Here is a 23897-nt window from a genome sequence, read left to right on the forward strand (position 1 = left end):
TGAATGGGATCCATTCTGGCGGAATGCTCTCGGGAGTCTCCCCGTCCGTTCCTCCCCGCGCCGGCGTCCTTCCCGCCGTGCCCGCTTCATGAGCGGGCGGCTTGCGCCTATCGCGGGCAGTGCAAACGCATCCGCCCATGCGGTGCTGATCCACCTTGCGCAGGGTTCGGGCCTGCCGACCCATCCCGCCTCCTGCGCTGTGTGCGGCGCCGCCGACTGGCATGTGTGCGTGCGCGATGCCGGCGGGCGCACCCTGCACGCGCGGTGCTGGAAGGCGGAACGGATCGCGCGTGAGAGCAAGTGATAGCCGGAGGTCGCGCAATGAAGTTGATACAGGCCAATGCCCGGGTGCCGGCGGATGGTCGTCCGGTGCTGTTGAAAGCCGCTGCCATGATGCGGGCCGGTCAGTCCTTCACGGCAAAACTGGAGGCATCTCTTGCCGGTGAGGAGCCCGGGGCAACATGGCGGAATGAAATGGCCGCCATGAGCGCCCGCATCGCATCGGTCGAAGCGGCGGTGCTTCGGAAAACTCCGGTTTCCCGTGCCTTGAACCCGCCGACATCCGCCAATGAGGTTGTGCGGTATGAAGCTGTGAATGGCGTCCATGCACAAGCCGAGACCTCACCAAGCTAGCCGATGCGGTGGTGCAACCGGTGGATTGGCAGGCGCGCGCGGCGTCCGCCACCTTGTTCACGGGCACTGGCAAAGGCCGGAAGCTGACACCGGCAGGCGAAGCCCTTTTCCGCGACATGATGGACGCGGGGGCCGGAGCGCCGGAGATGGCCCGCACACTGGGCATGGCTCCGCAATCAAATCACTACCGAATGAAGAAAAGGCGTGGCGGATTGCGGGTCCGGCTTTGATTTTCCGGTGAGTTTCGAGATGCCCTTACGCGAGGCAACAGCACCGGTGCCTGAGCGCGAGGGGGGTAATTCAACCCAATTCAAATGTCCTTCGCCCGCGCGTGGAGGGTGCGTACTTGGTGCGAACCTTTCGGCCCTTATCCAGGCAGATCTGGCCCGGAATTCGGCAACGAGCAATTGCGACGCGAAGCGGCTGGTGGAAGTCACAAGCGCAGCCGAGCAACCTGGAGACGGGGGCAGTGACGGCGGCGGCGAATGTGGCGTGATGTGGCTCTATTCTCGGTCACATTTGATAAGCTGGATTAGACCGAAGCCGGCGCCGTGCAGTTCCAGATTAGCAGCACCGGACTGGCGGAAAGTGATCGCCCCAGTTGCAGGGCGCGTTGGGTAGTCCTTTACTTGGCACTGGGCGGATATGCTGTACTTTCCGCTGCCCGAGTTGTCGCTCTGTGAGATCTGGCACCGGATCGGGCTAGCCAACATTTCAAACTTGCCGTTTTCGAATGTGGCGACACCAAATCGGCTAAGAGCCGCGATGTCATATCCAGGCTTATCGAACTCTCCTGACCTATAGAGTTCGCAGGCTTTGCGGTCGCGAGCCCAATCGCCGTTAAGGCGAGCGCTGATATCGTTTGGCGCCGCTGCGGTAGGAGAACGCGGCGCATCGCACCTGGATAGCGTTTCGTTCAGCCCGTCAAAATCGACGGCAATTTGCGTCGGAGACTTCTTCTGGACCAGAAAATGACCAATGCTTAACTGGCCTTCAGTTGAGCATGCGAGTGGTGAATACGAACCCACAACGGTATTTTTCCAATCGACGAAAACGCAGTGGCGATCTCCGAGTTGGACGCTGTCGATGTCGACATGAAGCGTTTCAGTGACTGGCAGCTTTCGGCAATTCGTTGACCAAGTCCCCATGATACCTGGGTCACCGGCACCGCGCGCCGCACCCCCGAGCGCCAAGATGGCGCAGATTGCAACTACCGGCCTTCGGATCATGCCGTTCCCCCTCAGGTTGAGGGGCGACGGTACACTTGTTAGCGGATGAGTGGAATCAAAGCCTCGAAAGCTCGTCATGGTGGAGGAGGGCCACGTCATTGGTCGCCGCGAGCTGGCGCGCGGACGCGGTGAAGCCGGACTTCGAGACGACAGCAGCCTGGGTGGCGCCATAATGCACGCGCGCGGCGGCGACCTCCTGAACAGCCTTGTTTCCCACGGCGCCGGCGTAGAATTTGCATTGGATGACGACGGTCTCGGGGCCGCGCCGGGCGATCACGTCCGCCCCTTGGTCGCCGCTGGCTGGGGTCACGGAAACGTCCCAGCCGTGATCTTTCAGGAGATCCCCCACGAAGACCTCGTAATCGAGGCCGTTACGGACTGTCGCTTCCGTGTGGCGGAGGGCTCCATTCGCGATGATGTCATTGCAGCGCTTGTCGACAAGGCCCCGGATATGCGGGGCATAATGAGGTTTCGACGCGATGAACGGTATGCTCGGAATGACGAAATTTATGATGAACTTGTCCAGCTCTTTGTTCCATTTGGCGTAATTGACGAGTCCATATTCGTCCGCGGCTGTGAGTTTTACCTTGTTCCTCGCCAAGGTTGCGTCTCGGTTCTGGTCGCATGCCTTCACGATGGCGGCTTCGATGAGCCGGTACTCTTCATTCGTCTGGGCTCTGCGCATCATCCAGAGCAGGAGGAACAGAACTCCGGCACAGCCGGCTATGATGAGTACGGCTATGCTCCCGTCCCCTCCATCGGGGGCCTTGATCCGCTCCCACATGTGCTTCGCAAAATCCAGCGCGCCGCTCAGCACGCTCGCAACCACAAAAATCACGAAAAGCGCGATGAACCCCTGGGCAGGACTGCCCTTTCGACGCCGCCCCATGGTGCCTCCAAACCAATTGGGCGGGCACCATAACCTAAGCACAATCGGGAGTGGAGCTCGGCCCAAGGTTATATCGAACGGTGCGATAGAGTGCCGACGCCAAAATGGAGTTTCCATCAGGTCGCCTTTTGCGCTCCGAGCGCCTCACTTGACCTTCGTCCCGCGCCTTCTCGGATGCCTTGAATTAAGCTGCGATGACATTTTTGCGAGGCTGTCGTGGACGATAGTTCAATATCGGCGCGCGCCAAGGTCCGGCGCGAACCTCTCCGGCGCACGATCTTGTCGGAACCGGTTAGGGGCATCTGTTAGGGTCCGCCATGCGAACTCTGGTCACCAACAGCGCGATGCGTGTCGGTATCGCCACAGCCAGTCGCTTTAGAGCTTGACGCAGCGGTACCTACAGTGCGCGTCCTGTGCTTTTCATGCGATGCTATGGGCGGCTGCCATGAGCTGCATTTTTGAGGTTTCGCGCCGGCGCGGTGGCGACGTTCCTCGGCCTATCCCATAGGTAACGGGCCGCTCCCCACACTATCGAGTGCCCGAATCGTTCCGACTTGTGCCGGGGCCTTCCTCAAACTATTGGGGGATATTCGTGGGGGGTGCCCGAAAAGCGAAGGGCTATTTTGCAATAAAAATCAAAAAGTTAAATGCTGTAGCTGGCGGAGAGGGGGGGATTCGAACCCCCGATAGACTTGCGCCTATGCCGCATTTCGAGTGACGCTTGTTCCTGTTTCCCCAAGTTGGCTCGGATTGGATCGGGTTAGATAGTACACTGATTTTCAAAGAGTTCCCGTTTTCTCGGATTGGATCAGTGCCGATCCTATTTGCCTCGGTTTGCCGATTCGTGGTGACTTGGCGGCGACATCAACCGGGAAGTCACCATGTCGAAGCTCACGAAGAGGGTGGTGGATGCCACCGTGCCGGACCCCGCCCGCAAGGTGATGGTGTGGGATGCTGAGATGAAGGGCTTCGGCCTGCGGGTGACCCCTGCCGGGGTGAAGTCCTACGTGGTGAGCTACCGCACGCCGCAGGGCATCAAGCGCGAGCTGACCATCGGCAAGCACGGTTCGCCCTGGACCTGCGAACAGGCCCGCGAGAAGGCCCGCCAAGCGCTCTATGACATCGCCAACGGCATCGACCCTCTTGGCGAGAAGGAAGCCGCACGGCAGGCCGTGACGGTGGCTGACCTTGCCGAGGTGTATCTGAAGGAAGGCCCGGCGGCACGGCCGAACAAGAAGCCTCGATCCTGGGAGACGGACGCGGCCTTGCTGAATGCTCATGTGCTCCACCTGCTGGGAAAGAAGCCGGTGAAGGGCCTGACCAGGGCCGACGTGGAGCGCTTCCAAGCGGATGTTGCGGACGGGAAGACGGCGCGGCCCACAGAGGCGAAGAAGGGCCGCAAGAAGGTGCTGGGGGGCAAGGGTGTTGCCGCGCGTGCTACCGCGACCCTGAAGGCCATGCTCAGCTTCGCCCACAATCGCGGGATCATCGCGACCAATCCGGGGGCAGGCGTAAAGCTCTTCAGCCAGCAGAAGCTGGAGCGCTTCCTTTCCGCGAAGGAGGTGGAGGGCCTTGCCGAAGCCATCAACGCCATGGAAGAGGCGTGTGAACTCACGAGCGCCTTCGCCGCCCTGTTTCGTCTCCTGCTGCTCACGGGATGCCGCCGCAGCGAGATCGAGAGCCTTCAATGGGATTGGATCGACTTCAAGCGCGGTCTGATCCGGTTTCCGGACAGCAAGACCGGCGCCAAGGTCACACCCCTGCCGAGGGCAGCGGTGGAGGTGTTGAAGGGCATCCCCCGGCGCAACGCCGACAACTATGTGATCGCCGGCACGCGCGGGAAGTGGGGACGCATCTCCGCAACCCCTGGGGCCTGGCAGCGGGTGCGGGAGCGCGCCGGCCTGACGGGACTTCGCCTTCACGACCTGCGGCACACCTTCGCCTCTTTCGCTGTGGCGGACGGCGCGTCCCTATTCATCGTCGGCAAGGTGCTGGGACACAAGCAGGCCAGCACCACCGAGATTTATGCGCACCTTCAGGATGATCCCTTGAAGGCCGTGGCGGATCGTACCGCCGGCAAGATCGCAGAGGCCATGAAGGGCGGGAAGAAGCGCGAGCCTGAAGGCTGATTTCGTCTCCGGCATCGTTGTTTTCGAGGGGAACAAGGGGAACATGGGGTACAGCGTTGATTTTTCGGGGGCTATTCCTGTTCCCCAAGCTGGGGAACAGTGGGGAACAGTGGGGAACAGGCCCCCTCAGCACACCAGCGTTCCGCCGTTGTCCTGCACCTGGGCTTTCAGCCTGTCCTTGATTGCCCCATCCACCGCGCCAGCAAACACCCGGTTTGCGTAGGTGAGCCCCAAGGCATGGAGCTTCTTGCGGACGGCCGCGCTCGCGCTCTGAGCGAGGCGCACGGCGATGTTCACCTTGCCTGTAGGCGCCGGCGGAAGGCTCTCCAAGGCGGCATGAAGGGCTTCGGCCTTCGCCTCCACCTTGAACAGCGATGCGCCTGCCGTGCGCTGCGCCACGCTCACCAACACGTCGGCAAGGCCCTCCCCGACACGCGTGCGGCTGGCTATCTCCTTCAGCACCGCGTGAACGGGCTCAGGCGCCATCACGTTCAATTGCTTCAGGCCAGCATCCGCGAGCTTCGCCTTGTGGCGCGCCTGACGGGTGGCATTGGTGCTTTCTACGGTGGGCATGGCGTCTCCCTTGCGTTACTAGAACGCGTTACTAGAGACGGATATGGGGAGAGGTGAGCCCTGCGCAAGGCCAGCGGGAGATTGCCCGCCGGCTGCGCGTGTCGCCGCAGACGGTGAACACGTGGCGGAAGAGGCTGCGGGATGAATCGAACAAGGCAATGGCGGTGCGCTGACGACGTCGATGAAAGGGATTGATAGTCTGCCAGCACAATGGTCGGTGAGGCATTTTCGCCACATTTATCCGCTAACCTATGGACAGTTGCGCCATGCTGATGGACTCAGCATGGCAAGCAATTAAGTAAGCTCTGTACATACGTGCGGCAATGTGCGAGCATTGTCGCCGTTTTGTTCTGGGGTCGCCCAGAAAGGGGGTTATGATGGTTCATCTTGGAGAGGGTCACGGTGGCTAGACGCCACGTCGCGACATGTATTAAAGATAGAAGGCCGCCTAGGGTTCAACCTTGGCGGCCTTTTCTGTTTTCGGAGCAATCGGGGGAGGGGCAGCCAATGACGGTCGATGAGTGCTTGGCCGCGCTGAAGCAGGTTGGGAACGGAGGCGTTTGCATAATAAACACCGACTCCGCTTTAAGCACAGCCGTGTCTGTATTTGCAATATTGTCATCAATTGCCATAATTGTTACGGCAATTTTTGCATTTTATCAGCTTAAACATTTGAGGGTTCAGGTCGTAAATAGCAAAGATGGAGTTATACGGCAGATAGACACGACACAGAAGACGGCATTTGAGCAAGTCACAGCGATGAGAGATGGCGGAAGACTCTCTGCGACATTGAATATTTTGATGCACATGCACAGCGATCAAAATTGGCGCGAGAACCGAACAAAATTTATCTCTCTGAGAAACAGCAAGGATGGCCTAAAAAAATTTGCGAATGAAACGTGCGATGAATCTACAATAATCAGATTTCAACTGAACTTTTACGAATTAGTTGCGCTTGGCATTAAAAAGGGAATATTAGACGAGGAGATGTTCAAACTATATTACAGAGGAACTGTCTTAAAAGACTGGAAGGCCTCTCAGGAATTTATAGAAAATGAGAGAGATAAGAGTCACTATAAGGAATATTGGGTGGAGCTTGAAGCGCTTGCAAAGCGCTTTTCCGATTCGTGACTCCATTTAGAATATATTATATACTATTAGCCTCGATTCGACGGGGCTCCTTACTGTTCCTTCCTCAGCCTTGCATCTACTCCCCCATCCGGCTGCTGCCGTGGCGCATAAGGAATGCCGAGGCGTTCGGCCATTTTCTGGACCTGGGTGAACACCTCATCCGTTCGGATTTGCCGGCGCCCCTTGTTGTTGGTGTGGCGACGCTTCTTCGTACCGTCGGGGTAGCGGGCGGGATCGAACATCATGGCGTCGCACCCCTCTCCTTCCTCAGCCTCACCCCCGGCCCCTCGCCATTCTCCGCAACGAAGATCACCCCGGCGGCCTCAAGGGCGCGCTGGAGCACGTTGAGCGTGGCGTTGCGGGGCTCCGATTTGCCGCTTTCAAAGTTGCGGATGGTCGCGTTCCCGACCGTCGCCGCATCAGCCAATTGCTGTTGCGACCAATCGAGAAGAGCGCGGGCGGCTCGACATTGTGCGGGCGTCATCATGTCCGGCAGATAATCACAGGCAAGCGAGAAAAGCCATCACTAGCGAAAATCGCTTGAAATGAGGTCTATTATCCATTACCGCTACGAATAGCGATTAACGCTATTTCTGAGCCCACCCCAATGCCCAAGCAACCGTTGGCGGCAAACGCCACCCCTTTGCCTGCCGTCCGCCCATTCGAGCATCAGCCGGAAATGCGCGCGCTGATGATCCTGCCCAGCATCCCGCCGGGCCACCTGACCTATCTGGTGAAGGACAACGCGTTTTATCCCCATCTGCGCGAAGGCGAGTTCGCGGTTGTGGACCTTTCCGACCACCAACCCGTACCCGGCGAACTGTTCGTGATCGCCTACAATTCCATCTTTGCGGAGAGCGGCAGCAAATTCGAACTCTGCCAGCTCCGGCGGCGCGACGGGTGGACTTTGGACGGGATGCTTCACAATCGGCCGCAGGAAGGGGCCATCGCGGTGGATGTATGGACCGCCAACCACCAGCGCCTTCCATACAGCCGAGAGGAATTTGAAGAATGGCTGCGGTCCGGCCGAATGTCCGTCTCCGAAGGACCGTTCCTGACGGATCACCTCGTGTCAAAGCTGGTGGGGCGTGTGGTCGGCGTGTTCGTGCCGAAGGTCGGGGAGGACCGGTGATGAAGCGCCAGCCCCTCACCCCTGAAGCCCGCATCGCGGCGGCCATCAAGGAAATCAAGTCGGCGCTCGCGGAGATGTACCCCGGCCGCTACATCACCTCGCGCGCCGCAATCCGCGACAATGACGCGAGCATCGCCGTGGGCGCATCGTTCTTCAAGGACGACGTGGCCATGGGTGGCTTTGTCAGCCGCGACTTTCTGGAGCGCCTCGACCGTGGCGAGATCGGTGCCCACGCGGCCAAGGAGGCGGGGGAATGATCCCCGCCCTTATCCTCTTCCGGCACACCCGCTGGTGGCTCTTCATCACCCTGGCAGCGGGGTGCAGCCTGCTTTCCCTTGGGCTCGTGCGCGTGGCGAAATGGGCGGCGCGGAGGGCGCGGGGTGGGTGAAAGACTACAGAATTCAGAATTTATAGATCATCCATTGGCCAACTCCCTAATGGGGGCGACGCCCAATGGCTTGACATCCGCGTCATCGGGTATGACAACCGATGATGATGAAACGCGAGCGGATTCGGGGAATGGCAACTTCTGGCGATCTCATCAAGGCGGTTGCCGAAGTTCTCGGCATTCCCGAGGCCACGGCGACCACCTATTACCGTAGCCTGCGGGAAGGCGGACTTGTAACTAAGGGCGGACGAGGGCCTAGCGCTGCGCGGATGACATCGCGCGATGCCGCTCATCTTCTAATTGCGGTAGGCGGCGCGCGCTTTGAAAAGGACTCAGCTGAGAAAATCGTCCGTGATTTTGCACGCGTAGAGGCCTTCGATAGTGCGCGACGGATGGCCGTTGCCAGCGAAGACAATGAACGCTGGAATAATGCCGACTGGATCGAAGGCGACGGCACCTGGATTTTCGAAGGTTTCGTTATTCCAGAGATGCAGTCCCTGCCATATCGGCATCATTTTGTGGATGCCTTGGTCGCGGTTATCGAGGCGGCAATGGCCGGCACTCTCAAGAATGCGACACGCAGCATTCTCCCGTTAGCTGATTGCTCTCATGGCATTGAGATTTGCTTTTATGGCCCTGAGCCGCACGCGTCTATTAGCATTGACTTCCATACGACAGGAAGCGAGTCCGGAGACTTCCGGTATAGTGAAACCGTCGAATATCAGCTTTCGGATCAAATAGATAAAAACATAAACAATTACGTCTCCGTTAATGAAAAAATGCGGACTGAATATTGTGCTGGTGATTTGGAGATAAAGCGCAGCTTTACATGGAGAACTATATATAAAGTTGCAGATACCATAATTCTATAGCTGGAGGTTACAATGTTTGACGCCGAAAACCCGCCCACCGGCGCGGGAACAATACCGGCTTGCCTGCCGCCTCGCCTCCGCAAGCCTCGTCTCAGCCGCCGCGAGGCCAGCGAATACCTAGACATCGCACACGGCATCACCCGCGCCGTGAGCACCCTGGCGAAGCTCGCGTGTAAAGGCGGCGGCCCGCCCATTGAATATGTCGGCTGCCGTGATCCGCGCTACCCGCGCGCGGGCCTCGACGCCTGGGCCGAAGCCCTCATCTCCCCTCCCGTCCACAGCACCGCAGAAAGGAAGTGAGCCTATGGCCAAAATGAAAACCGCCGCCCCGACTGGCATCGGGAACGGCGGCTCAAGCACTCGGAAAATCTCTACTCGATCCTTGAAGCACAATCCCCACGCCGTGGCAACTGTCATCGCGGTTTTTGATGCCGGGCGCTTCGTCGGTCTTCGCCGTTTCGAGGATCGCGCCGCCGCTCGCGTCGCCATGCGCCAAGGCGTGCTGGGATGATCGACTTCCACCGGATCAACAGCGCCGCGCTTCCCGTGCTGCCCTCGCTGGTGGTCCGGTGGCTGCCGGACGGACGGCGCGAGGGACATGAATGGGTGGCGCGGAACCCCCGCCGGGCGGATCGCACGCTTGGGAGCTTCCGCGTCAACCTCTCGACCGGCCGATGGGCCGACTTCGCGACGGATGATCGCGGCGGCGACGTGGTGTCGCTCGCCGCCTACCTCGCCGGCATCGGCCAAGCCGAGGCGGCGCGGAACATCTCCGACATGCTGGGACTGCGCTGATGGACGCCAACACCATGTTCGCCCCCCTCTCGCCGGAAGAGGCGTCCGCCTCCGAGCGGGCGGCTCCGAAGCGCGGCGAGAAGACACCCATTGTTCCGGTGCCGACGGATGCGCCACCCATGTCGTTCAAGCTCTCGAAGCATGGGGCGCCGTCCTGCGTGTGGCCCTATCACGACACCGAAGGTCGGCTCATGGGCTATGTCTGCCGCTGGGACTTCACCGATGCCGAGGGCAACCCGGCAAAGGAGGTGCTCCCCATCACCTATTGCGACCTGGGGAACGACAAGAGAGCCTGGCGCGCGAAGGGCATCCCCGCTCCCCGTCCGCTCTTCGGCCTGTCGGATATCCTCGCCAGCACCGGCTCCTTGGTGATCGTGACCGAAGGCGAGAAGGCACGCGATGCCGCCGCCGCGCTGTTCCCCGACATGGTGGCGACAACGCCCGCCCATGGCGCCAAGAGCCCGCACCTCACGGACTTCAGCCCGCTCGCCGGCCGAACGGTGGTGATCGCGACCGACAATGACGACGCCGGCCAAGCCTATGGCGACAAGGTGTGCGAGCTGGCGCGCGCTGCTGGCGCTGCGCAAGTGCTCCATTTGCCGCCGGATCGCCTGGGCGCCTGGCGCTGGCAGGACGGCGGAAAGGCGTTGCGCGGCGAAACCTTGCCGGCCGGGTGGGACATTGCCGACGCACTCGAAGAGGGATGGACGGCGGAACGCGTTGCCGAGATGCGCGGCGATCCTGCTTTCCTACCGCTCTATCGCGATGCCGAAGAGCGCGAGACGCTGCGGCGGATCGAGGCCGGCGAGCCCGAGGAACTCACCAAGTGGCCGTTCCGCGTCGTCTCCAATGGCGTCGAAAAGCGGATCGAGAAGGCCGACAAGGAAACCGGGATCGTCACCATCGAATGGCGGTGGTTCTGTTCGCTCCTTGAGGTGTCGGCGGAAACACGAAGCGCGGACGGCGAGGAATGGGGCCGTCTACTGAAGATCACCGACCGCGACAAGCGCGTGAAAGATTGGGCCATGCCCATGGCGATGCTGGCCGGAGACGGCACAGCCTATCGCGAGCGTCTCCTGTCCCTGGGGCTCATCATGGCACCGGGTCGCTTCGCCCGCGATGCTCTGCACGAATACATCTCGACGGCACGCCCCGATACCAAGGCCCGATGCGTCGGGCGCGTCGGCTGGCATGGCGTCGCTTTCACCCTCAGCAACCAGACCGTGGAGCACGCCAATGGGTGAGCGGATCATTCTCCAGACCAACGGTGCGGTGGACCACGCTTTGCGGGAGGCCGGCACCTTGGAGCGCTGGCAAGAGAATATCGGCCGGCACGCGGTGGGCAATTCGCGGCTAGCGCTCGCGCTTTCGACCGCCTTCGCGGCGCCGCTGCTCTATCCTGCCGGCGCGGAGAGCGGAGGCTTTCACTTCCGGGGCGCCTCTTCCACGGGGAAGAGCACGGCGCTGGTGATGGCTGGTTCGGCCTGGGGCGGCGGTGGCATCCGGGGCTATGTGCGCACCTGGCGCGCCACCTCCAACGGGCTCGAAGGCGTCGCGGCCATGCACTGCGACTGCCTGCTGTGCCTGGACGAGATGGGACAGGTGGACGGGCGCGAGGCCGGGCAAATCGCCTACATGCTGGCGAATGGCGTGGGCAAGTCGCGGGCCGGGCGCGATGGTTCAGCGCGGCCCCCGGCCGAATGGCGCCTGCTGTTCCTCTCCAGCGGCGAGTTGAGCCTGTCCGACAAAATCGCGGAGGATGGGCGCGGCCGGAAGGTGGCTGCCGGGCAGCAAGTGCGGATTGTGGACATCCCGGCCGATGCCGGCGCGGGCCTTGGCCTGTTCGAGAACCTGCACGGCTTTCCTTCCGCCGATGCCTTCGCCCGGCACCTGAAGATGGCGGCTGGCGAGCACTATGGCACGCCCACCCGCGCCTTCCTGCAAACGCTGGTGGACAATTTCGACGCCATCGCGCCCACGGTGAAGGGCTATGTGGACGAGTTCATTACCGAGAACTGCCCCAAGACCGCCGATGGGCAGGTGAGCCGCGTTGCCGCCCGCTTCGGACTGGTGGCCGCTGGCGGGGAGATGGCGACCGCTGCCGGTGTCCTGCCCTGGCCCGAGGGTGAGGCGACGCGCGCCGCCGCCCGGTGCTTCCGGGACTGGCTCACTGCGCGGGGCGGTATCGAGCCGGCGGAAGAGACGGAAGCCATCGCGGCCGTGCGCCGCTTCATCGAGCTTCACGGCAATTCGCGCTTCGAGGCCATGGGCGAACTGGCGCCGCGCGACGGCATCGGGGCGCCCATTGACCAACGCATCACAAACCGCGTGGGCTTCCGGCGCCGGGCCGAAGGCGGCGGCATCGAATATCTGGTGCTGCCGGAATCGTGGAAAAGCGAGGTGTGCGCCGGCCTGGACGCGGGAGCGGTGGCGAAGGTGCTGAACGGGCGCGGGCTGCTGGTGGCGGGTGGGGATGGAAAGCCGCAGGTGAAGACGCGGCTTCCAAACTTCGCGAGCCCCGTCCGCTGCTACGTCATCGCGGCCGGCATTCTTGGCGATGCCGAGCCCGCGACCTATGCCGAGCGGGATTTCGGCTGATGCCCGACTTCAGCCGCTTCGCCGTCTTCGCGCGGAAAGGCAGCCCTGTTCTCCTCTGTTCCCCACGTAGGGAACGGATTGGGGAACAGAAAAAGTATATTATTTCCAACGCTGTACCCCATGTTCCACTTGTTCCCCAGGAAAACGACATAGGTGGGGACGAAGCGAGGTGGCGCGATGCCTTCGAGGAGCGCGCGGCCATCCTCGAATATGACGGTGGCTTTTCGCGTTCCGAAGCCGAGCGGCTGGCGCGGATCGAGATTGAGGCGATGCGCAAGACGAGCGGCATCTAATCCAGCCCAATCAAAGCCAATCCAATCAAATTTACTTCCATCATCTTGACATTCTGAAGTTGACGGGACAGGTGCGCGTGCAATCCTTGCCGCATGTTCTCTCGCCTCCGCTCCCTCTTCACGCCCGAGCGTAAATCCCTCGCCACGCCTGATGTGGCGTTGCTGGCGCTTCTTGGCGCGGGCGGCCCGACTGCTGCAGGGGTGAATGTCGGACCTTCCAGCGCCCTCACGGTGCCGGCGGTGGCCTGCGCGGTGCGCGCCATCTCGGAAGCCCCCGCTACCCTCGACGTGAAGGTGATGCGCGGCACCGAAGAGGTGAGCGACCATTCCGTGGCGGGCCTGCTGCGCGGCGATGTGAACGACTGGACCTCGGCTTTCGACTTCCTCCGCGATCTGGTTGCCCAAGCGCTGATCTACGATCAGGGCGGCCTCGCCTGGGTGAATAGAGTGGGCGTCCGTCCCGTGGAGATCCTCCACTATGCGCCCGGCAACCTCACGGCGGAGTATGACCCGCACGGCACGGGTGAGCCCACCTATCGGCTTCAAGGCCAGTTGCTCGCCTCTGGAAGCGTCATCCATCTGCGTTCACCCTTCGGCCGCGCTCCCGTTTCCCTGGCGCGGGAAAGCATCGGCCTTGCCCTCACCCTCGACGCCCATGCGGCGCGGCTGTTCGGCAATGGCGCCCGTCCGTCCGGCGTGCTCTCCCTGAAGGAGCGCGCCACGCCCGAGGCCGTAAAGCGGATCAAGGAAAGCTGGCAGCTCGCCCACGGTGGTGGGAAAAGCGGCGGCACGGCTATTGTGGAAGGCGGCGCCGAATATGCGCCCCTTACCATGACTTCGGTGGATGCTCAGTTCATTGAGCTGCGGCAAGGGGTGATCCTCGACATCGCTCGCGCCTTCCGCGTTCCGCCGCAAATGCTGTTCGACCTCTCGCGCGCCACCTGGTCGAACGCGGAACAGATGGGGCGCGAGTTCCTCACCTACACGCTGGAACCGTGGCTGCGCGCGCTGGAAGGTGCTTTGCGCCGCGCACTGTTCACACCCGAGGAACGCGCCGCCGGCCTGCGCATCATCTTCGACCGGGACGACCTCACCCGCGCCGACATCGGGGCCCGGGCCACGGCCTATTCGAGCCTCATCGCCTCCCGCGTGCTCAACCCCAATGAGGCGCGCGGCTGGGAGGGTCTGCCGCCCTATGCCGGCGGCGATGCCTTCGCGAACCCGAACACCGGCGCCAACCAGGCCGGCGCCTCCGCGCCGCAGGCAGACGGCGGACGCCCGAGCGATGGGGGCGCCCAATGACGACGGCCGGCGACCTTGATCGGCGCATCACATTCCAGGCCCGTGAGCTTCTGCCTGGGGGTGACGGCGCCGGGAACTTCGAAACCGATTGGGTGAGCAAGCTCACGGTGTGGGCGCAGGTCGTGCCGCGCTTTGGCGGAGAGACGGTGATTGCCTCACGCCTGGAGGGCGTGCAGCCGGTGACGATTATCATCCGGTATTCGCCAGCAGCGCGACAAATCACAGCGGCTTGGCGCGCGGCGGATGCGCGCGAGGGGACTATCTACGCGCTCAGTTCCCCCGCGATGGACCCCACCGGGCAGCGCGCTTTCCTGGAAATGCTGGCGACACAGGATGGAGCCGCCTGATGGAACACCTCACCCTTGAAGTGAAATTCGCCAGCGGAGAGGCCGGGCTCGTGTCGGGCTATGCCTCGCTATTCGGTGGCCCCGCCGATCTGGTGCGCGACGTGGTGGCCCCCGGCGCCTTCGGCCGCGACCTCGCCGCCCATGCCGCCCTCGAAACCCTGCCGGCCATGCTGTTCGAGCACAAAGGCGCGCCCATCGGCTCATGGCTGGAGATCGAGGAAGACGAGCTGGGCCTGAAGGTGAAAGGCCAGATCGACCTTTCCACCCCTGCCGGCCGGGACGCTTACGAGCTGGTGCGCAGCGGCGCGGTGGATGGGCTTTCCATCGGCTATCTCGCCATCAAGTCCGAGCGCACGCCGGACGGCATCCGCACCCTTCAGCACATCGAATTGCACGAGATCAGCCTCGTTCGGCGCCCCGCGTCGAGCCGGGCCCGCGTGCTCAGCGTGAAATCGGCCGCAGGCGCGGCGAGCAACGGGAAGACCCCTATGGAAAACGACACCAACACCGCCGACGCCCCCACCATCGACACCCGCGTGGCGGGCCTGGAAGAGAGCGTGGCCGGCATCGACACCCGGCTGAAGGCCGTGGAAGACAAGGTGGGCAGCGTGAAGAGCGTGGCCGACCGGATCGAGGCCAAGCTGAACCGGCCGGGCATCTCGACCAAGAGCGAGGAAGGAGCGCTGGAGGCGAAGGCGTTCAGCTCCTATGTGCGCCGGGGCGATGCGGCCACCGGCCTGGAGATGAAGAACCTCACCCAGGCCAGCAATGGCGGCGGCTACCTCGCACCCACCGAGTTCATCAAGGAGATCGTGAAGGGGCTGGTGGAGGTGTCGCCCATCCGCTCCTATGCCCGTGTCCTGTCCATCTCGGCGGCCGAAGCCAAGATGCCCAAGCGCACCGGCACGCTGACGGCGGCATGGGTGTCCGAGACCGGCGCCCGCCCCTCGACCGAACCGACCTATGGCGAAGTCACGCTGACCCCGCACGAAGCCGCCTGCTATGTGGACGTGAGCAACGCCCTGCTGGAAGACAACGCTTACAACCTCGTTGGGGAGCTGTCGGCGGACTTCGCGGAGGAGTTCGGCCGGCTGGAAGGCGCGGCCTTCGTCTCCGGTGACGGCACCGGCAAGCCGGCGGGGATCCTGGCTGACGCCACCATCACGAAGGTGACCAGCGCCGCCACCGCCCTCACGGCTGACGACCTCATTGACCTGTTCCACGCGCTGCCGGGCTTCTATGCGGCGAACGGCGTGTGGGGCATGAACCGCACCACCATCGGCGCGGTGCGCAAGCTGAAGACCACCGTGGGCGATTACCTGTGGCGCGATGCCATGTCGGAGGGCAACCCGGCCACCATCCTCGGGCGCCCGGTGGTGGAACTGCCCGACATGCCGGACGTGGCGGCCGATGCCCTGCCCATCCTCTTCGGTGACCTGAAGCAGGGCTACCGCATCGTTGACCGGCTCTCCCTCTCGGTGCTGCGCGATCCCTACACCCAGGCCCCCAATGGCCAGACCCGCTTTCATGCCCGGCGCCGCGTCGGCGGTGGCGTGGTGAAGGCGGAGGCCCTGCGCCTGCTGAAGGTGAAGGCGGCGTGACGCGTTTGGGCGCCTGGTATTGAGGGCCTCAAGCGGCCGGCCCAACAGCGAAAAGCCCGCCTCCCTGGCGCCCCCGGTCGCGGCCGGCAAATTCAAGGGTCAAGGCGGGCAAGGTCGCGAGCACCGGCGGTGCGTCCTACGCCGCGAAGGGCTCACCGGGAGGGGCGCGCGTGATGCAGCCCCTCCCAGCTGTTCCCCGTGTTCCCCAAGCGAGGGAACGGTGGGGAACAGAGATATGCCAAGTGAAATCAAGCCTGTACCCCACGTTCCCCGTGTTCCCCTCAGAGACGAGGCACCTGCACTCGGAAAGACACCATGGCCGACACCCTCGATATTCTCCCCCTTGCCGACCTCAAGGCCCATCTGCGGATCGACCATGCCGACGAAGACGCCAGTCTTTCCGACCTAATCGAGACGGCGCGGGGGGGCGTGGAAGGCTGGTGCGGCCCGTTGGACGATTTCACCGATGGCGTCCCCGCGCCGCTGGTCCACGCCATGAAGCTCTATGCCGGGCACCTCTATGAGAACCGCGAGGCGACCATGGCGGGCGACCTGGCTGAAGCGCCCCTGGGCTTCTTCGACCTGATCGACCCGTTTCGCCTGAGGGCCTGCTGATGCCTTGGGCTCCACCGAAGCACTGCCCGCGTGGCCACCCACCCTTCACCGGCTCGCAATGCCCCGTGTGTGCTGCCGAGCGGAAGAAGGCGGCCGATGCCCGCCGCCCCTCCGCGTCCGCCCGTGGCTACACAGAGAAGTGGCGCAAGGCGTCCCGTTCCTGGCTCGCCAGCCCCGGCCGTGACCGCTGCGTGCACTGTGGTGGGCCTGCCGAAATGGTGGATCACCGCATAGCCCCCAAGGGCGGCATGAAGCTGTTCTGGGACACGACCAACTGGCAGCCATCCTGCCGGGCCTGCAACACCCGCAAGGCGATCCGCGAGGAAGGCGGGTTCGGCAATGTGGTATCGAGGTAGGGGTGGAGATCGAGACTTGCGCCCCTGAGCTCCGGACCGGCGGGATCATCTTGCGCGCACTCTCGGGACAAATGGGGTTTTTGGAAAAGGAGTTTCCTCGCCATGAAGGGCCGTAAACCGAAGCTCCAGATCGTGGACGGCAGCAAGGGGGCTGGGCGCTGCCCGCCGCCTCCCGGATTGCTCTGCGCCCACGGGGCTGCGGAATGGAAGCGCACCGCACCGCTCCTTCATGAGCGCGGACATCTCACCGACGACACCCTGGCGACGCTGGAAGGCTACTGCCGGGCCGTGGGCCTCTCGCGCACCTATACCGAGATGATGAATGCCGAAGGCCATGTGCTCCAGACCGACAAGGGGCCGGTGACGCACCCCGCCTTCAAGATGCTCATGGGCGCCATGCGGGAAGCGCGCCTGCTCGCCGCTGAACTCGCGCTGACGCCCCATCGGCGCGGCACCGCCGCCAAGGAAGGGGAAGCCGCCAATGGCTGGGACACCGATCTTCTCGCCTGAGCCTGGGCTCTATCCCGACCCCACCGGCCGGGCGGATCGCATGTGCCGCTTCGTGCGCCGGCTGAAGCTGTGGGAGGGGCGCTTTGCCGGCGAGCCCTTCACCCTGCATCCGTTTCAGGAAGCCATCATCCGCCGCATCTACGGACCCTCGACGGATGCCGGCGCGCGGCTGGTGCGCACCGCCTGTATCTGGATTCCTCGCGGCAACGCCAAGACCACCCTGGCCTCAGCCCTGGCGCTCGCACACTTCATGGGGCCGGAAGCGGAGGCCGGCGGGCAGGTGATCCAGGCGGCGGCCGACCGGGAGAATGCCGGCATCGCCTTCAAGCACTCGTTCGAGATGGTGAAGCAAGATGGCGCCTTGCTCTCCCGCGTCGCGCCCATCGAAAGCCGCAAGACCCTCAACCATCCCGGCACGGCGAGCGTGCTGAAGGCCATCTCGACCGAGGCTTATTCCAAGCACGGCCTGAACGTCTCCTTCTTCCTGGCGGACGAGGTGCATGCGTGGCCGGCATCGGAGGCGCGCAAGCTGTTCAAGGTGGTGACGGATTCCATGGTGAAGCGCGACCAGCCATTGACCATCGTCATCTCGACGGCCGGCGAGGGCACGGGCGGCCTTGCCTCCGATCTGTGGGAGTACAGCCACAAGGTGGCCTCCGGCGAGATCGAAGACCCGACCTTCGCCCCCATCATCTTCGCCGCGCCAGCCGGTGCCGACTGGCGCGATGAAAGCGCCTGGCACAGCGCAAACCCCGCCATTGTCGCCGGCTTCTGCTCGCTGGAAGAGCTGCGCATCAAGGCCCGGCGGATCGAGCACTTCCCGGCTGAGATTGCCGACTTCAAGCGCTTCCACCTCAATCTGTGGCAGGAAGGCGCCGCCGAGCCCTGGCTTGCTCTGGAGGTGTATGACGCGGCCGAACCCATGGCCCCGGCGGAAGAGCTGGAAGGGCGCCCCTGTTGGGTGGGCGTGGACCTCTCCAGCGTGGAAGACCTCACCGCCGTGGTGGCCGTGTTCCCCTCCGCAGGCGAGGACGGGCACGCCCGCTATGACGTGGTGCCCATGTTCTTCCTGCCCGAGGCCGGCCTTGCCCGCAAAGCCGAGCGGGACCGGGCGGATTATCTGAAGTGGAAGGACGCGGGCTTTCTCACCGTGACCGCCGGCAACGTGGTGGATCACAGCGCCATCATTGAACACGTGGTGGCCTTGGGCGAACGCTACGGGGTGCAGGAAGTGGCCATCGACCGATGGAACTCCACCGCCGTGAACACGGCCCTTCAGGAGGAGGGCTTCACCATCAACCAGTTTGGCCAGGGATTCGCCAGCATGGCCGCACCGGTCAAGGAGCTGAAGCGGGCCATCCTCGCCGGGCACTTCCGCCACGGCGGCAATCCCCTCCTGCGCATGTGCTTCGGCAACGTGGTGGCCGAGCGGGACGCGGCGGAGAACGAGAAGTTCACCAAGGAGAAAGCCCGCGAGCGCGGCCGGATCGACGGCGCAGTTGCCGCCGCCATGGCCATCGGCCGTATCCTGGCCACCGACACCGGCACCAGCATCTACGACAGCGACGAGTGGACCCCCGACATGATGGTCATGTGAGGCGGGCCTAAGCTCTGCGCCGGGTGACTTTCTGGTGACTTGGTGATTTTTGAAGCCCCATTTTAGAGGCCGACCACTCGAATCTAAGTCATTGATTTTACTGGCGGAGAGGGGGGGATTCGAACCCCCGATAGACTTGCGCCTATGCCGCATTTCGAGTGCGGTGCATTCGACCACTCTGCCACCTCTCCGCAGAGGTGCGAACGCCGGATACTCCAGCAGAACGCCTTGAGTGGATCGCGCGCTTCTAGCGGACACTGGCCCGTCGTTCAAGATGCTTCCTTGGGTCATCCCAGCCTTTCTGAGCTCGCCTGCTGCTGGTGGCGCGACACACCTCTTGCGCGAGCGCCGTTCGCTCCCGCATCATGGCGCGTCGGCCGTGCAGGGGCCGGCTCAGGTGGCGCCCAAGGCGCGGGTTCAGGGCCGGGTATGTCGTGATGTCGCAAGCGCCTCGTGCGGCGAAGCTGGATGAAAAGCGTGAGCTGATCGTGGATCAGCTGCGCCGCGTGCTCTCCGAAGAGATCGTCACCGGGGTGCTCGGGCCGGGCGTGCGCCTGGATGAACAGTCTTTGGCCGATCGCTTCCAGGTCTCGCGCACGCCCGTGCGGGAGGTTTTGAGCCAGCTCTCGGTGCTCGGTCTGGTGGAGCGCCGGCCGCACCGGGGGGTAGTGGTGCTGCAGCAATCCCAGGAGCGGCTGCTGCAATTGTTCGAGGTGATGGCGGAGCTGGAGGGAGCCTGCGCCCGTTTCGCGGCCGAGCGCATGTCGCCCGAGGAGAAGGCTCTGCTCACGGCCGTGCACGCACAGGCAGCGGCTGTGGCCGAAGCCGAGGATGCGCCGGCCTATGACGAGCTGAATACCCGCTTCCATCGCCTGATCTATGACGGCACGCATAATTCCGCGTTGGTCGAGCTGGCCCTGGATGCGCGCCGGCGCGTTTTTCATTTCCGCCATGCGCAGTTCCGGATCGTCAACCGTGTCCGCAATTCCCACGAGGAGCACTGCCGGGTGGTGACGGCCATCCTCGCCGGGGATGGCGCCGGCGCCTACGAGGCCATGAAAGCGCATATCCTCACCGTGAAGGATGTCTCGTCAGCCATGGTTTCGCGCCCGCCCGTCCGCAGTGTGTCATAGGCAGTCTGCTGGCGGCGGCAGCAAGTGGCGCGAAGATGTGCAATGTGCCCAAGATATGTGCGCCGCGTCATGGCGAAGAATGGTGCTTCCGGAGCTTTGCGGCTGGCACAATCCTTGCTTTGACTGATTGCATGTAATTTTGCATCCAATCAGCTTCATTGCGAAAGGGAGGGCCCCATGCACCGCAGGGAGTTCCTGAAGTCCTCGGCCGCCGTTGTCCTCGGAGCCGGGCTTCTGCCTCTGGCGCGCGTGCTGCCCGCCGCGGCGGCCCCTGCCGACACCATCGTGGTCGCCACCGGCGCCACCATCAACTCGCTGGACCTGCACCGCCAGGGCACCAACCGCGCCAGCTACCAGGTGGCGGTCAATGCCTATGATCGGCTGGTGAAGTTCGGCACGAAGACCATGCCGGACGGCAGCCTCAGCTACGATTCCAGCGTCATCGAGCCCGATCTGGCGGAAAGCTGGACCGTGAGCGACGATGGCAAGGCGATCACCTTCAAGCTGCGCCCCAATGCGGTGTTCGCGGACGGTTCGCCAGTCAGGGCGCAGGACGTGAAGTGGTCTCTCGACCGCGCCGTGAGCCTGGGTGGCTTTCCCACCACCCAGATGAAGGCGGGCTTGCTGGAGAAGCCCGATCAGTTCGAGGTGGTGGACGACAAGACGTTCAAGATCACGCTGCCGCGCTCGTCCAAGCTCACCTTGCCGGACCTGGCAGTGCCGGTGCCCTTCATCATCAATTCCAAGGTGGCCAAGGCTCACGCCACCGCCGAAGACCCGTGGGCGACGGAATATCTCCATCGCAATACCGCCGGCTCCGGCGCCTTCGTGGTGGAGCGGTGGGAGCCTGGTCAGCAGCTCGTTTACGCCCGCAATGACAAGTGGACCTCCGGCAAGCTGCCGCAGGCCAAGCGCGTCATCATGCGTGAAATCCCCTCCGCGGCCACCCGCCGGGCGCTGATCGAGCGCGGTGACGTGGATCTTGTGTTCAACATCCCCTCCAAGGATGCCAAGGAGCTGAAGGAGGCCGGCAAGGCCAAGGTGGTCTCGACCCCCATCGAGAATTGCATCAACGTTCTGGCTTTGAACGAGAATTTCGAGCCGTTCAAGGACAAGCGGGTGCGCCAGGCCATCGCCTATGCGGTGCCCTACGAGGCCATCTTCAAGACCGCCGCCTATGAAACCGGCGTGCCCATGTGGGGCGCGGAGAAGCTCGAGGGCATCGCCTGGCCCCAGCCTTCGACCTATAAGCAGGATCTGGAGAAGGCGAAGGCGCTGTTGGCGGAGGCCGGCTACAAGGACGGCTTCACCGTGCCCTTCTTCATCAATCTCGACCTTGCGTCCTGGATGGAGCCCACCGCGCTTTTGATCCAGGAAAGCCTGGCCAAGATCGGCATCAAGGCGCCCATCGAGAAGATCCCCGGCGCCAACTGGCGCACCGCCGCTTCGGTGGAAAAGCGCCTGCCCATGCATCTCGACGATTTCGGCGGCTGGCTGAACTATCCGGACTATTATTTCTTCTGGGCGTACATGCCGGGCACCATCTTCAACAGCTCGAACTACAACAATCCGGAAGTCATCAAGCTGGTGAACGAGACGCTGGATCTGCCGGTGACCGATCCTGCCTACGCGCCGAACATCAAGAAGGTGATCGACATCGTCTATGACGACGTGCCGCGCATCCCCCTGTGGCAGCCGGCCTTGTCCTCGGCCATGACGCCGAAGATCGGCGGTTATGAATACTGGTTCCACCGCCAGCCCGACGCGCGGCCCCTCACCAAGTCCTGAACCGTTCCGGCCGCCTCGGCGCGGCCGGCTTCCCCTATCTGCAAAAAGGAGCGTGGCGATGACCTCGTCGAGGGGCATGATCGTCCTGAAGCGCCTCGCGCAGGCGATCCCGACACTGTTCGGCGTCATCGTCGTCACCTTCATCCTGACGCGGGCGCTGCCGGGTGATCCGGCGGCCTATTTCGCGGGACCGGCCGCCACGCCGGAATCCATCGCCCAGGTGCGTGCGGCGCTGGGGCTCGACAAGCCGCTGGCCGCGCAATTCCTGCGCTATCTGCAGGATCTGGCCACTGGCGATCTCGGCCAGTCCATCTCCACCGGTCAGACCGTGCTGTCGGATATCGTCACGCGCCTGCCGGCTTCTCTGGAGCTGACCCTGTCGGCGCTGGCGCTTTCGGTGGCCATCGCGGTGCCGCTCGGCATTCTGGCAGCCACCCGCCAGGGCACCTTCATCGATCACCTGTGCCGGGTGGTGGTGACGGCTGGCGTGTCGCTGCCGGTGTTCTTCACCGGGCTCGCTCTGGTCTATGTCTTCTATTATCAGCTGGGCCTTGCCCCGGCGCCCATCGGCCGGCTGGACTTCGCCTATATCTCGCCGCCGCCGGTCACTGGCTTTTTCGTCATCGATGCGCTTCTGGCCGGTGATGCGGAAACGGCGGGTGCGGCCTTTGGCCAGCTGATACTGCCGGCGGTCACGCTGGCCATCTTCACGCTGGCGCCCCTGGCGCGCATGACGCGGGCCGCCATGCTCCAGGTGCTGGGCAGCGACTTCATCCGCACCGCCCGGGCGGCCGGCCTCTCGCGACGGCAGGTTCTGTTCAGCTACGCGTTCCGCAATGCGCTGCTGCCGGTCATCACCACCTTCGGCATGGTCTTTTCCTTCGCCCTCGGCGCCAATGTGCTGGTGGAGAAGGTGTTCGCCTGGCCCGGCATCGGCTCCTACGCGGTCGAGGCGCTGGTGGTGTCGGACTATGCCGCCGTGCAGGGCTTCGTTCTCGTGATGGCGATCCTGTTCGTGGTCGTGAATCTTCTGATCGATCTTTCCTACACGCTGATCGACCCGCGCGTGGGCTTTGACGGATGAGCATCATGGATGGCACCCCACAGACGTCAGCCCCGGCTCCGCGCGCGAGCGGCGGCATCGGCCGGCACATGCTCTATGTGCTGCGCGCCAACCCCATGACGCTGCTGGCCTTCGTGCTGCTGGCGCTATTCCTGGTGGCGGCCGTGCTCGGGCCCGCCATCGTGCCGCACGACCCGCTCGCCACCAATGCCGTCAATGCGCTGAAGCCGCCTTCGCTCAGCCACTGGTTCGGCACCGACGATCTCGGGCGCGACGTATTCTCGCGGGTGGTGGTGGCAAGCCGGCTGGATCTCGCCATCGCCCTGTCGGCGGTGGCGCTGTCCTTCGCCGCGGGCTCGGTGCTGGGGTCGCTCGCGGGCTTCTACGGCGGCTGGACCGATCGTATCGTGTCGCGGGTGCTCGATACGCTGATGGCGTTTCCGCTGTTCGTGCTGGCCATGGGCATCGTGGCGGCGCTGGGCAATTCGGTGGGCAATATCGTGCTCGCCACCGCCATCGTGAACCTGCCTTTCTATGCCCGCCTGAGCCGCACCGAGGTGAACATCCGCCGCGAGGCCGGCTTCGTGCAGGCGGCGCGGCTTTCGGGCCATTCGGACATCTCGGTGCTCGCCACCCAGATCTTCCCCAATGCGCTGCCGCCCATGATGGTGCAGATCTCGCTCAATCTGGGCTGGGCCATCCTGAACGCGGCGGGCCTCTCCTTCATCGGCCTGGGCGTGCGCCCGCCGACGCCGGAATGGGGCATCATGGTGGCCGAGGGCGCCCGCTTCATCGTCTCCGGCGAATGGTGGCTGGCCCTGTTCCCCGGCGCGGCGCTGATGCTGGCCGTATTCACCTTCAACATGCTGGGCGACGGGCTGCGCGACATTGTCGATCCGCGCCAGCGCAGCTGATGCCGAAAC

Annotated in this window: 30 protein-coding genes and 1 tRNA gene; 25 read left to right on the top strand and 6 right to left on the bottom strand. The window is 63.6% G+C overall.

Annotation, left to right across the window (positions count from 1 at the left end; translation table 11 throughout):
• Positions 1-88 precede the first annotated feature (88 nt).
• A complete protein-coding gene (locus V5F26_RS04505) occupies positions 89-304 on the top strand; it encodes a hypothetical protein (protein WP_394947803.1) in 216 nt (71 codons plus the stop codon).
• 17 nt (positions 305-321) lie between these two features.
• The gene (locus V5F26_RS04510; RefSeq protein WP_394947802.1) at positions 322-633 is read left to right on the top strand and encodes a hypothetical protein; all 312 of its coding nucleotides are present in this window, start codon (positions 322-324) and stop codon (positions 631-633) included.
• 503 nt (positions 634-1136) lie between these two features.
• On the opposite strand, the gene V5F26_RS04515 is transcribed toward V5F26_RS04510, so the two are convergent.
• Both V5F26_RS04515 and V5F26_RS04520 read right to left on the bottom strand, forming a co-directional pair.
• On the bottom strand, positions 1137-1862 hold the full coding sequence (locus tag V5F26_RS04515) for a hypothetical protein (protein ID WP_394947801.1): 726 nt from the start codon (positions 1860-1862) through the stop codon (positions 1137-1139).
• Positions 1863-1917: 55 nt separating this feature from the next.
• A complete protein-coding gene (locus V5F26_RS04520) occupies positions 1918-2751 on the bottom strand; it encodes a restriction endonuclease (protein WP_394947800.1) in 834 nt (277 codons plus the stop codon).
• Between the two features lie 881 nt (positions 2752-3632).
• On the opposite strand from V5F26_RS04520, the gene V5F26_RS04525 reads away from it, so the two are divergent.
• Positions 3633-4880, top strand: a complete 1248-nt coding sequence (locus V5F26_RS04525; protein WP_394947799.1) for a site-specific integrase — start codon at positions 3633-3635, stop codon at positions 4878-4880.
• Between the two features lie 126 nt (positions 4881-5006).
• Here the strand turns inward: V5F26_RS04525 and V5F26_RS04530 are convergent, their stop codons facing one another.
• Positions 5007-5453 (bottom strand): hypothetical protein, encoded by a 447-nt coding sequence (locus V5F26_RS04530; protein ID WP_394947798.1) that lies wholly within the window; start codon positions 5451-5453, stop codon positions 5007-5009.
• 53 nt (positions 5454-5506) lie between these two features.
• On the opposite strand from V5F26_RS04530, the gene V5F26_RS04535 reads away from it, so the two are divergent.
• On the top strand, positions 5507-5626 hold the full coding sequence (locus tag V5F26_RS04535) for a helix-turn-helix domain-containing protein (RefSeq protein WP_394947797.1): 120 nt from the start codon (positions 5507-5509) through the stop codon (positions 5624-5626).
• Between the two features lie 334 nt (positions 5627-5960).
• On the top strand, positions 5961-6584 hold the full coding sequence (locus V5F26_RS04540) for a DUF4760 domain-containing protein (protein WP_394947796.1): 624 nt from the start codon (positions 5961-5963) through the stop codon (positions 6582-6584).
• Positions 6585-6634: 50 nt separating this feature from the next.
• Here the strand turns inward: V5F26_RS04540 and V5F26_RS04545 are convergent, their stop codons facing one another.
• Positions 6635-6829, bottom strand: coding sequence for a hypothetical protein (locus V5F26_RS04545; protein ID WP_394947795.1), 195 nt, complete (start codon positions 6827-6829; stop codon positions 6635-6637).
• A complete protein-coding gene (locus V5F26_RS04550) occupies positions 6826-7071 on the bottom strand; it encodes a helix-turn-helix domain-containing protein (RefSeq protein ID WP_509210540.1) in 246 nt (81 codons plus the stop codon). Before V5F26_RS04550 ends, V5F26_RS04545 begins: the two co-directional genes overlap by 4 nt.
• A 120-nt stretch (positions 7072-7191) precedes the next feature.
• Between V5F26_RS04550 and V5F26_RS04555 the strand changes: the two genes are divergently transcribed.
• From V5F26_RS04555 to V5F26_RS04630, 16 genes are all read left to right on the top strand, one after another.
• The gene (locus V5F26_RS04555; protein ID WP_394947794.1) at positions 7192-7716 is read left to right on the top strand and encodes a hypothetical protein; all 525 of its coding nucleotides are present in this window, start codon (positions 7192-7194) and stop codon (positions 7714-7716) included.
• Positions 7716-7973, top strand: coding sequence for a hypothetical protein (locus tag V5F26_RS04560; protein WP_394947793.1), 258 nt, complete (start codon positions 7716-7718; stop codon positions 7971-7973). The genes V5F26_RS04555 and V5F26_RS04560 overlap by 1 nt, the downstream gene beginning before the upstream one ends.
• 232 nt (positions 7974-8205) lie before the next feature.
• Positions 8206-8976 carry a hypothetical protein gene (locus tag V5F26_RS04565; RefSeq protein WP_394947792.1) on the top strand — a complete coding sequence of 257 codons (771 nt, stop codon included), beginning with the start codon at positions 8206-8208 and terminating at the stop codon, positions 8974-8976.
• Positions 8977-8988: 12 nt separating this feature from the next.
• Positions 8989-9276 (top strand): hypothetical protein, encoded by a 288-nt coding sequence (locus tag V5F26_RS04570; protein ID WP_394947791.1) that lies wholly within the window; start codon positions 8989-8991, stop codon positions 9274-9276.
• Between the two features lie 4 nt (positions 9277-9280).
• Positions 9281-9487 (top strand): hypothetical protein, encoded by a 207-nt coding sequence (locus V5F26_RS04575; RefSeq protein WP_394947790.1) that lies wholly within the window; start codon positions 9281-9283, stop codon positions 9485-9487.
• Entirely contained in the window at positions 9484-9771 is a 288-nt protein-coding gene (locus tag V5F26_RS04580; protein WP_394947789.1) for a hypothetical protein, read from the top strand. The genes V5F26_RS04575 and V5F26_RS04580 overlap by 4 nt, the downstream gene beginning before the upstream one ends.
• On the top strand, positions 9771-11015 hold the full coding sequence (locus tag V5F26_RS04585; RefSeq protein ID WP_394947788.1) for a DUF927 domain-containing protein: 1245 nt from the start codon (positions 9771-9773) through the stop codon (positions 11013-11015). The genes V5F26_RS04580 and V5F26_RS04585 overlap by 1 nt, the downstream gene beginning before the upstream one ends.
• Complete coding sequence (locus V5F26_RS04590) at positions 11008-12369, top strand: DUF927 domain-containing protein (RefSeq protein WP_394947787.1); 1362 nt, start codon at positions 11008-11010, stop codon at positions 12367-12369. The genes V5F26_RS04585 and V5F26_RS04590 overlap by 8 nt, the downstream gene beginning before the upstream one ends.
• Positions 12369-12662 (top strand): hypothetical protein, encoded by a 294-nt coding sequence (locus V5F26_RS04595; protein ID WP_394947786.1) that lies wholly within the window; start codon positions 12369-12371, stop codon positions 12660-12662. The genes V5F26_RS04590 and V5F26_RS04595 overlap by 1 nt, the downstream gene beginning before the upstream one ends.
• Before the next feature lie 93 nt (positions 12663-12755).
• A complete protein-coding gene (locus V5F26_RS04600; RefSeq protein ID WP_394947785.1) occupies positions 12756-13964 on the top strand; it encodes a phage portal protein in 1209 nt (402 codons plus the stop codon).
• Positions 13961-14311, top strand: a complete 351-nt coding sequence (locus V5F26_RS04605; RefSeq protein WP_394947784.1) for a phage head closure protein — start codon at positions 13961-13963, stop codon at positions 14309-14311. The genes V5F26_RS04600 and V5F26_RS04605 overlap by 4 nt, the downstream gene beginning before the upstream one ends.
• Positions 14311-15912 carry a phage major capsid protein gene (locus V5F26_RS04610; RefSeq protein ID WP_394947783.1) on the top strand — a complete coding sequence of 534 codons (1602 nt, stop codon included), beginning with the start codon at positions 14311-14313 and terminating at the stop codon, positions 15910-15912. Before V5F26_RS04605 ends, V5F26_RS04610 begins: the two co-directional genes overlap by 1 nt.
• A 315-nt stretch (positions 15913-16227) precedes the next feature.
• Entirely contained in the window at positions 16228-16527 is a 300-nt protein-coding gene (locus tag V5F26_RS04615; RefSeq protein WP_394947782.1) for a head-tail connector protein, read from the top strand.
• Between the two features lie 65 nt (positions 16528-16592).
• Positions 16593-16883, top strand: coding sequence for an endonuclease (locus V5F26_RS04620; RefSeq protein ID WP_394947781.1), 291 nt, complete (start codon positions 16593-16595; stop codon positions 16881-16883).
• Between the two features lie 102 nt (positions 16884-16985).
• A complete protein-coding gene (locus V5F26_RS04625) occupies positions 16986-17393 on the top strand; it encodes a P27 family phage terminase small subunit (protein ID WP_394947780.1) in 408 nt (135 codons plus the stop codon).
• Positions 17365-18990, top strand: coding sequence for a terminase large subunit (locus tag V5F26_RS04630; protein WP_394947779.1), 1626 nt, complete (start codon positions 17365-17367; stop codon positions 18988-18990). The genes V5F26_RS04625 and V5F26_RS04630 overlap by 29 nt, the downstream gene beginning before the upstream one ends.
• A gap of 101 nt (positions 18991-19091) precedes the next feature.
• Here V5F26_RS04630 and V5F26_RS04635 read toward each other — a convergent pair.
• Positions 19092-19181, bottom strand: a tRNA-Ser gene (locus tag V5F26_RS04635).
• 246 nt (positions 19182-19427) lie between these two features.
• On the opposite strand from V5F26_RS04635, the gene V5F26_RS04640 reads away from it, so the two are divergent.
• From V5F26_RS04640 to V5F26_RS04655, 4 genes are all read left to right on the top strand, one after another.
• Positions 19428-20123, top strand: coding sequence for a GntR family transcriptional regulator (locus tag V5F26_RS04640; protein WP_394947778.1), 696 nt, complete (start codon positions 19428-19430; stop codon positions 20121-20123).
• 177 nt (positions 20124-20300) lie between these two features.
• Positions 20301-21911 (top strand): ABC transporter substrate-binding protein, encoded by a 1611-nt coding sequence (locus V5F26_RS04645; protein WP_394947777.1) that lies wholly within the window; start codon positions 20301-20303, stop codon positions 21909-21911.
• 58 nt (positions 21912-21969) lie between these two features.
• Entirely contained in the window at positions 21970-22995 is a 1026-nt protein-coding gene (locus V5F26_RS04650; protein WP_394947776.1) for an ABC transporter permease, read from the top strand.
• 5 nt (positions 22996-23000) lie between these two features.
• The gene (locus V5F26_RS04655; protein ID WP_394058246.1) at positions 23001-23888 is read left to right on the top strand and encodes an ABC transporter permease; all 888 of its coding nucleotides are present in this window, start codon (positions 23001-23003) and stop codon (positions 23886-23888) included.
• Positions 23889-23897: the final 9 nt, after the last annotated feature.

It is taken from the genome of Xanthobacter variabilis, assembly GCF_043831965.2.
GTDB lineage: Bacteria > Pseudomonadota > Alphaproteobacteria > Rhizobiales > Xanthobacteraceae > Xanthobacter.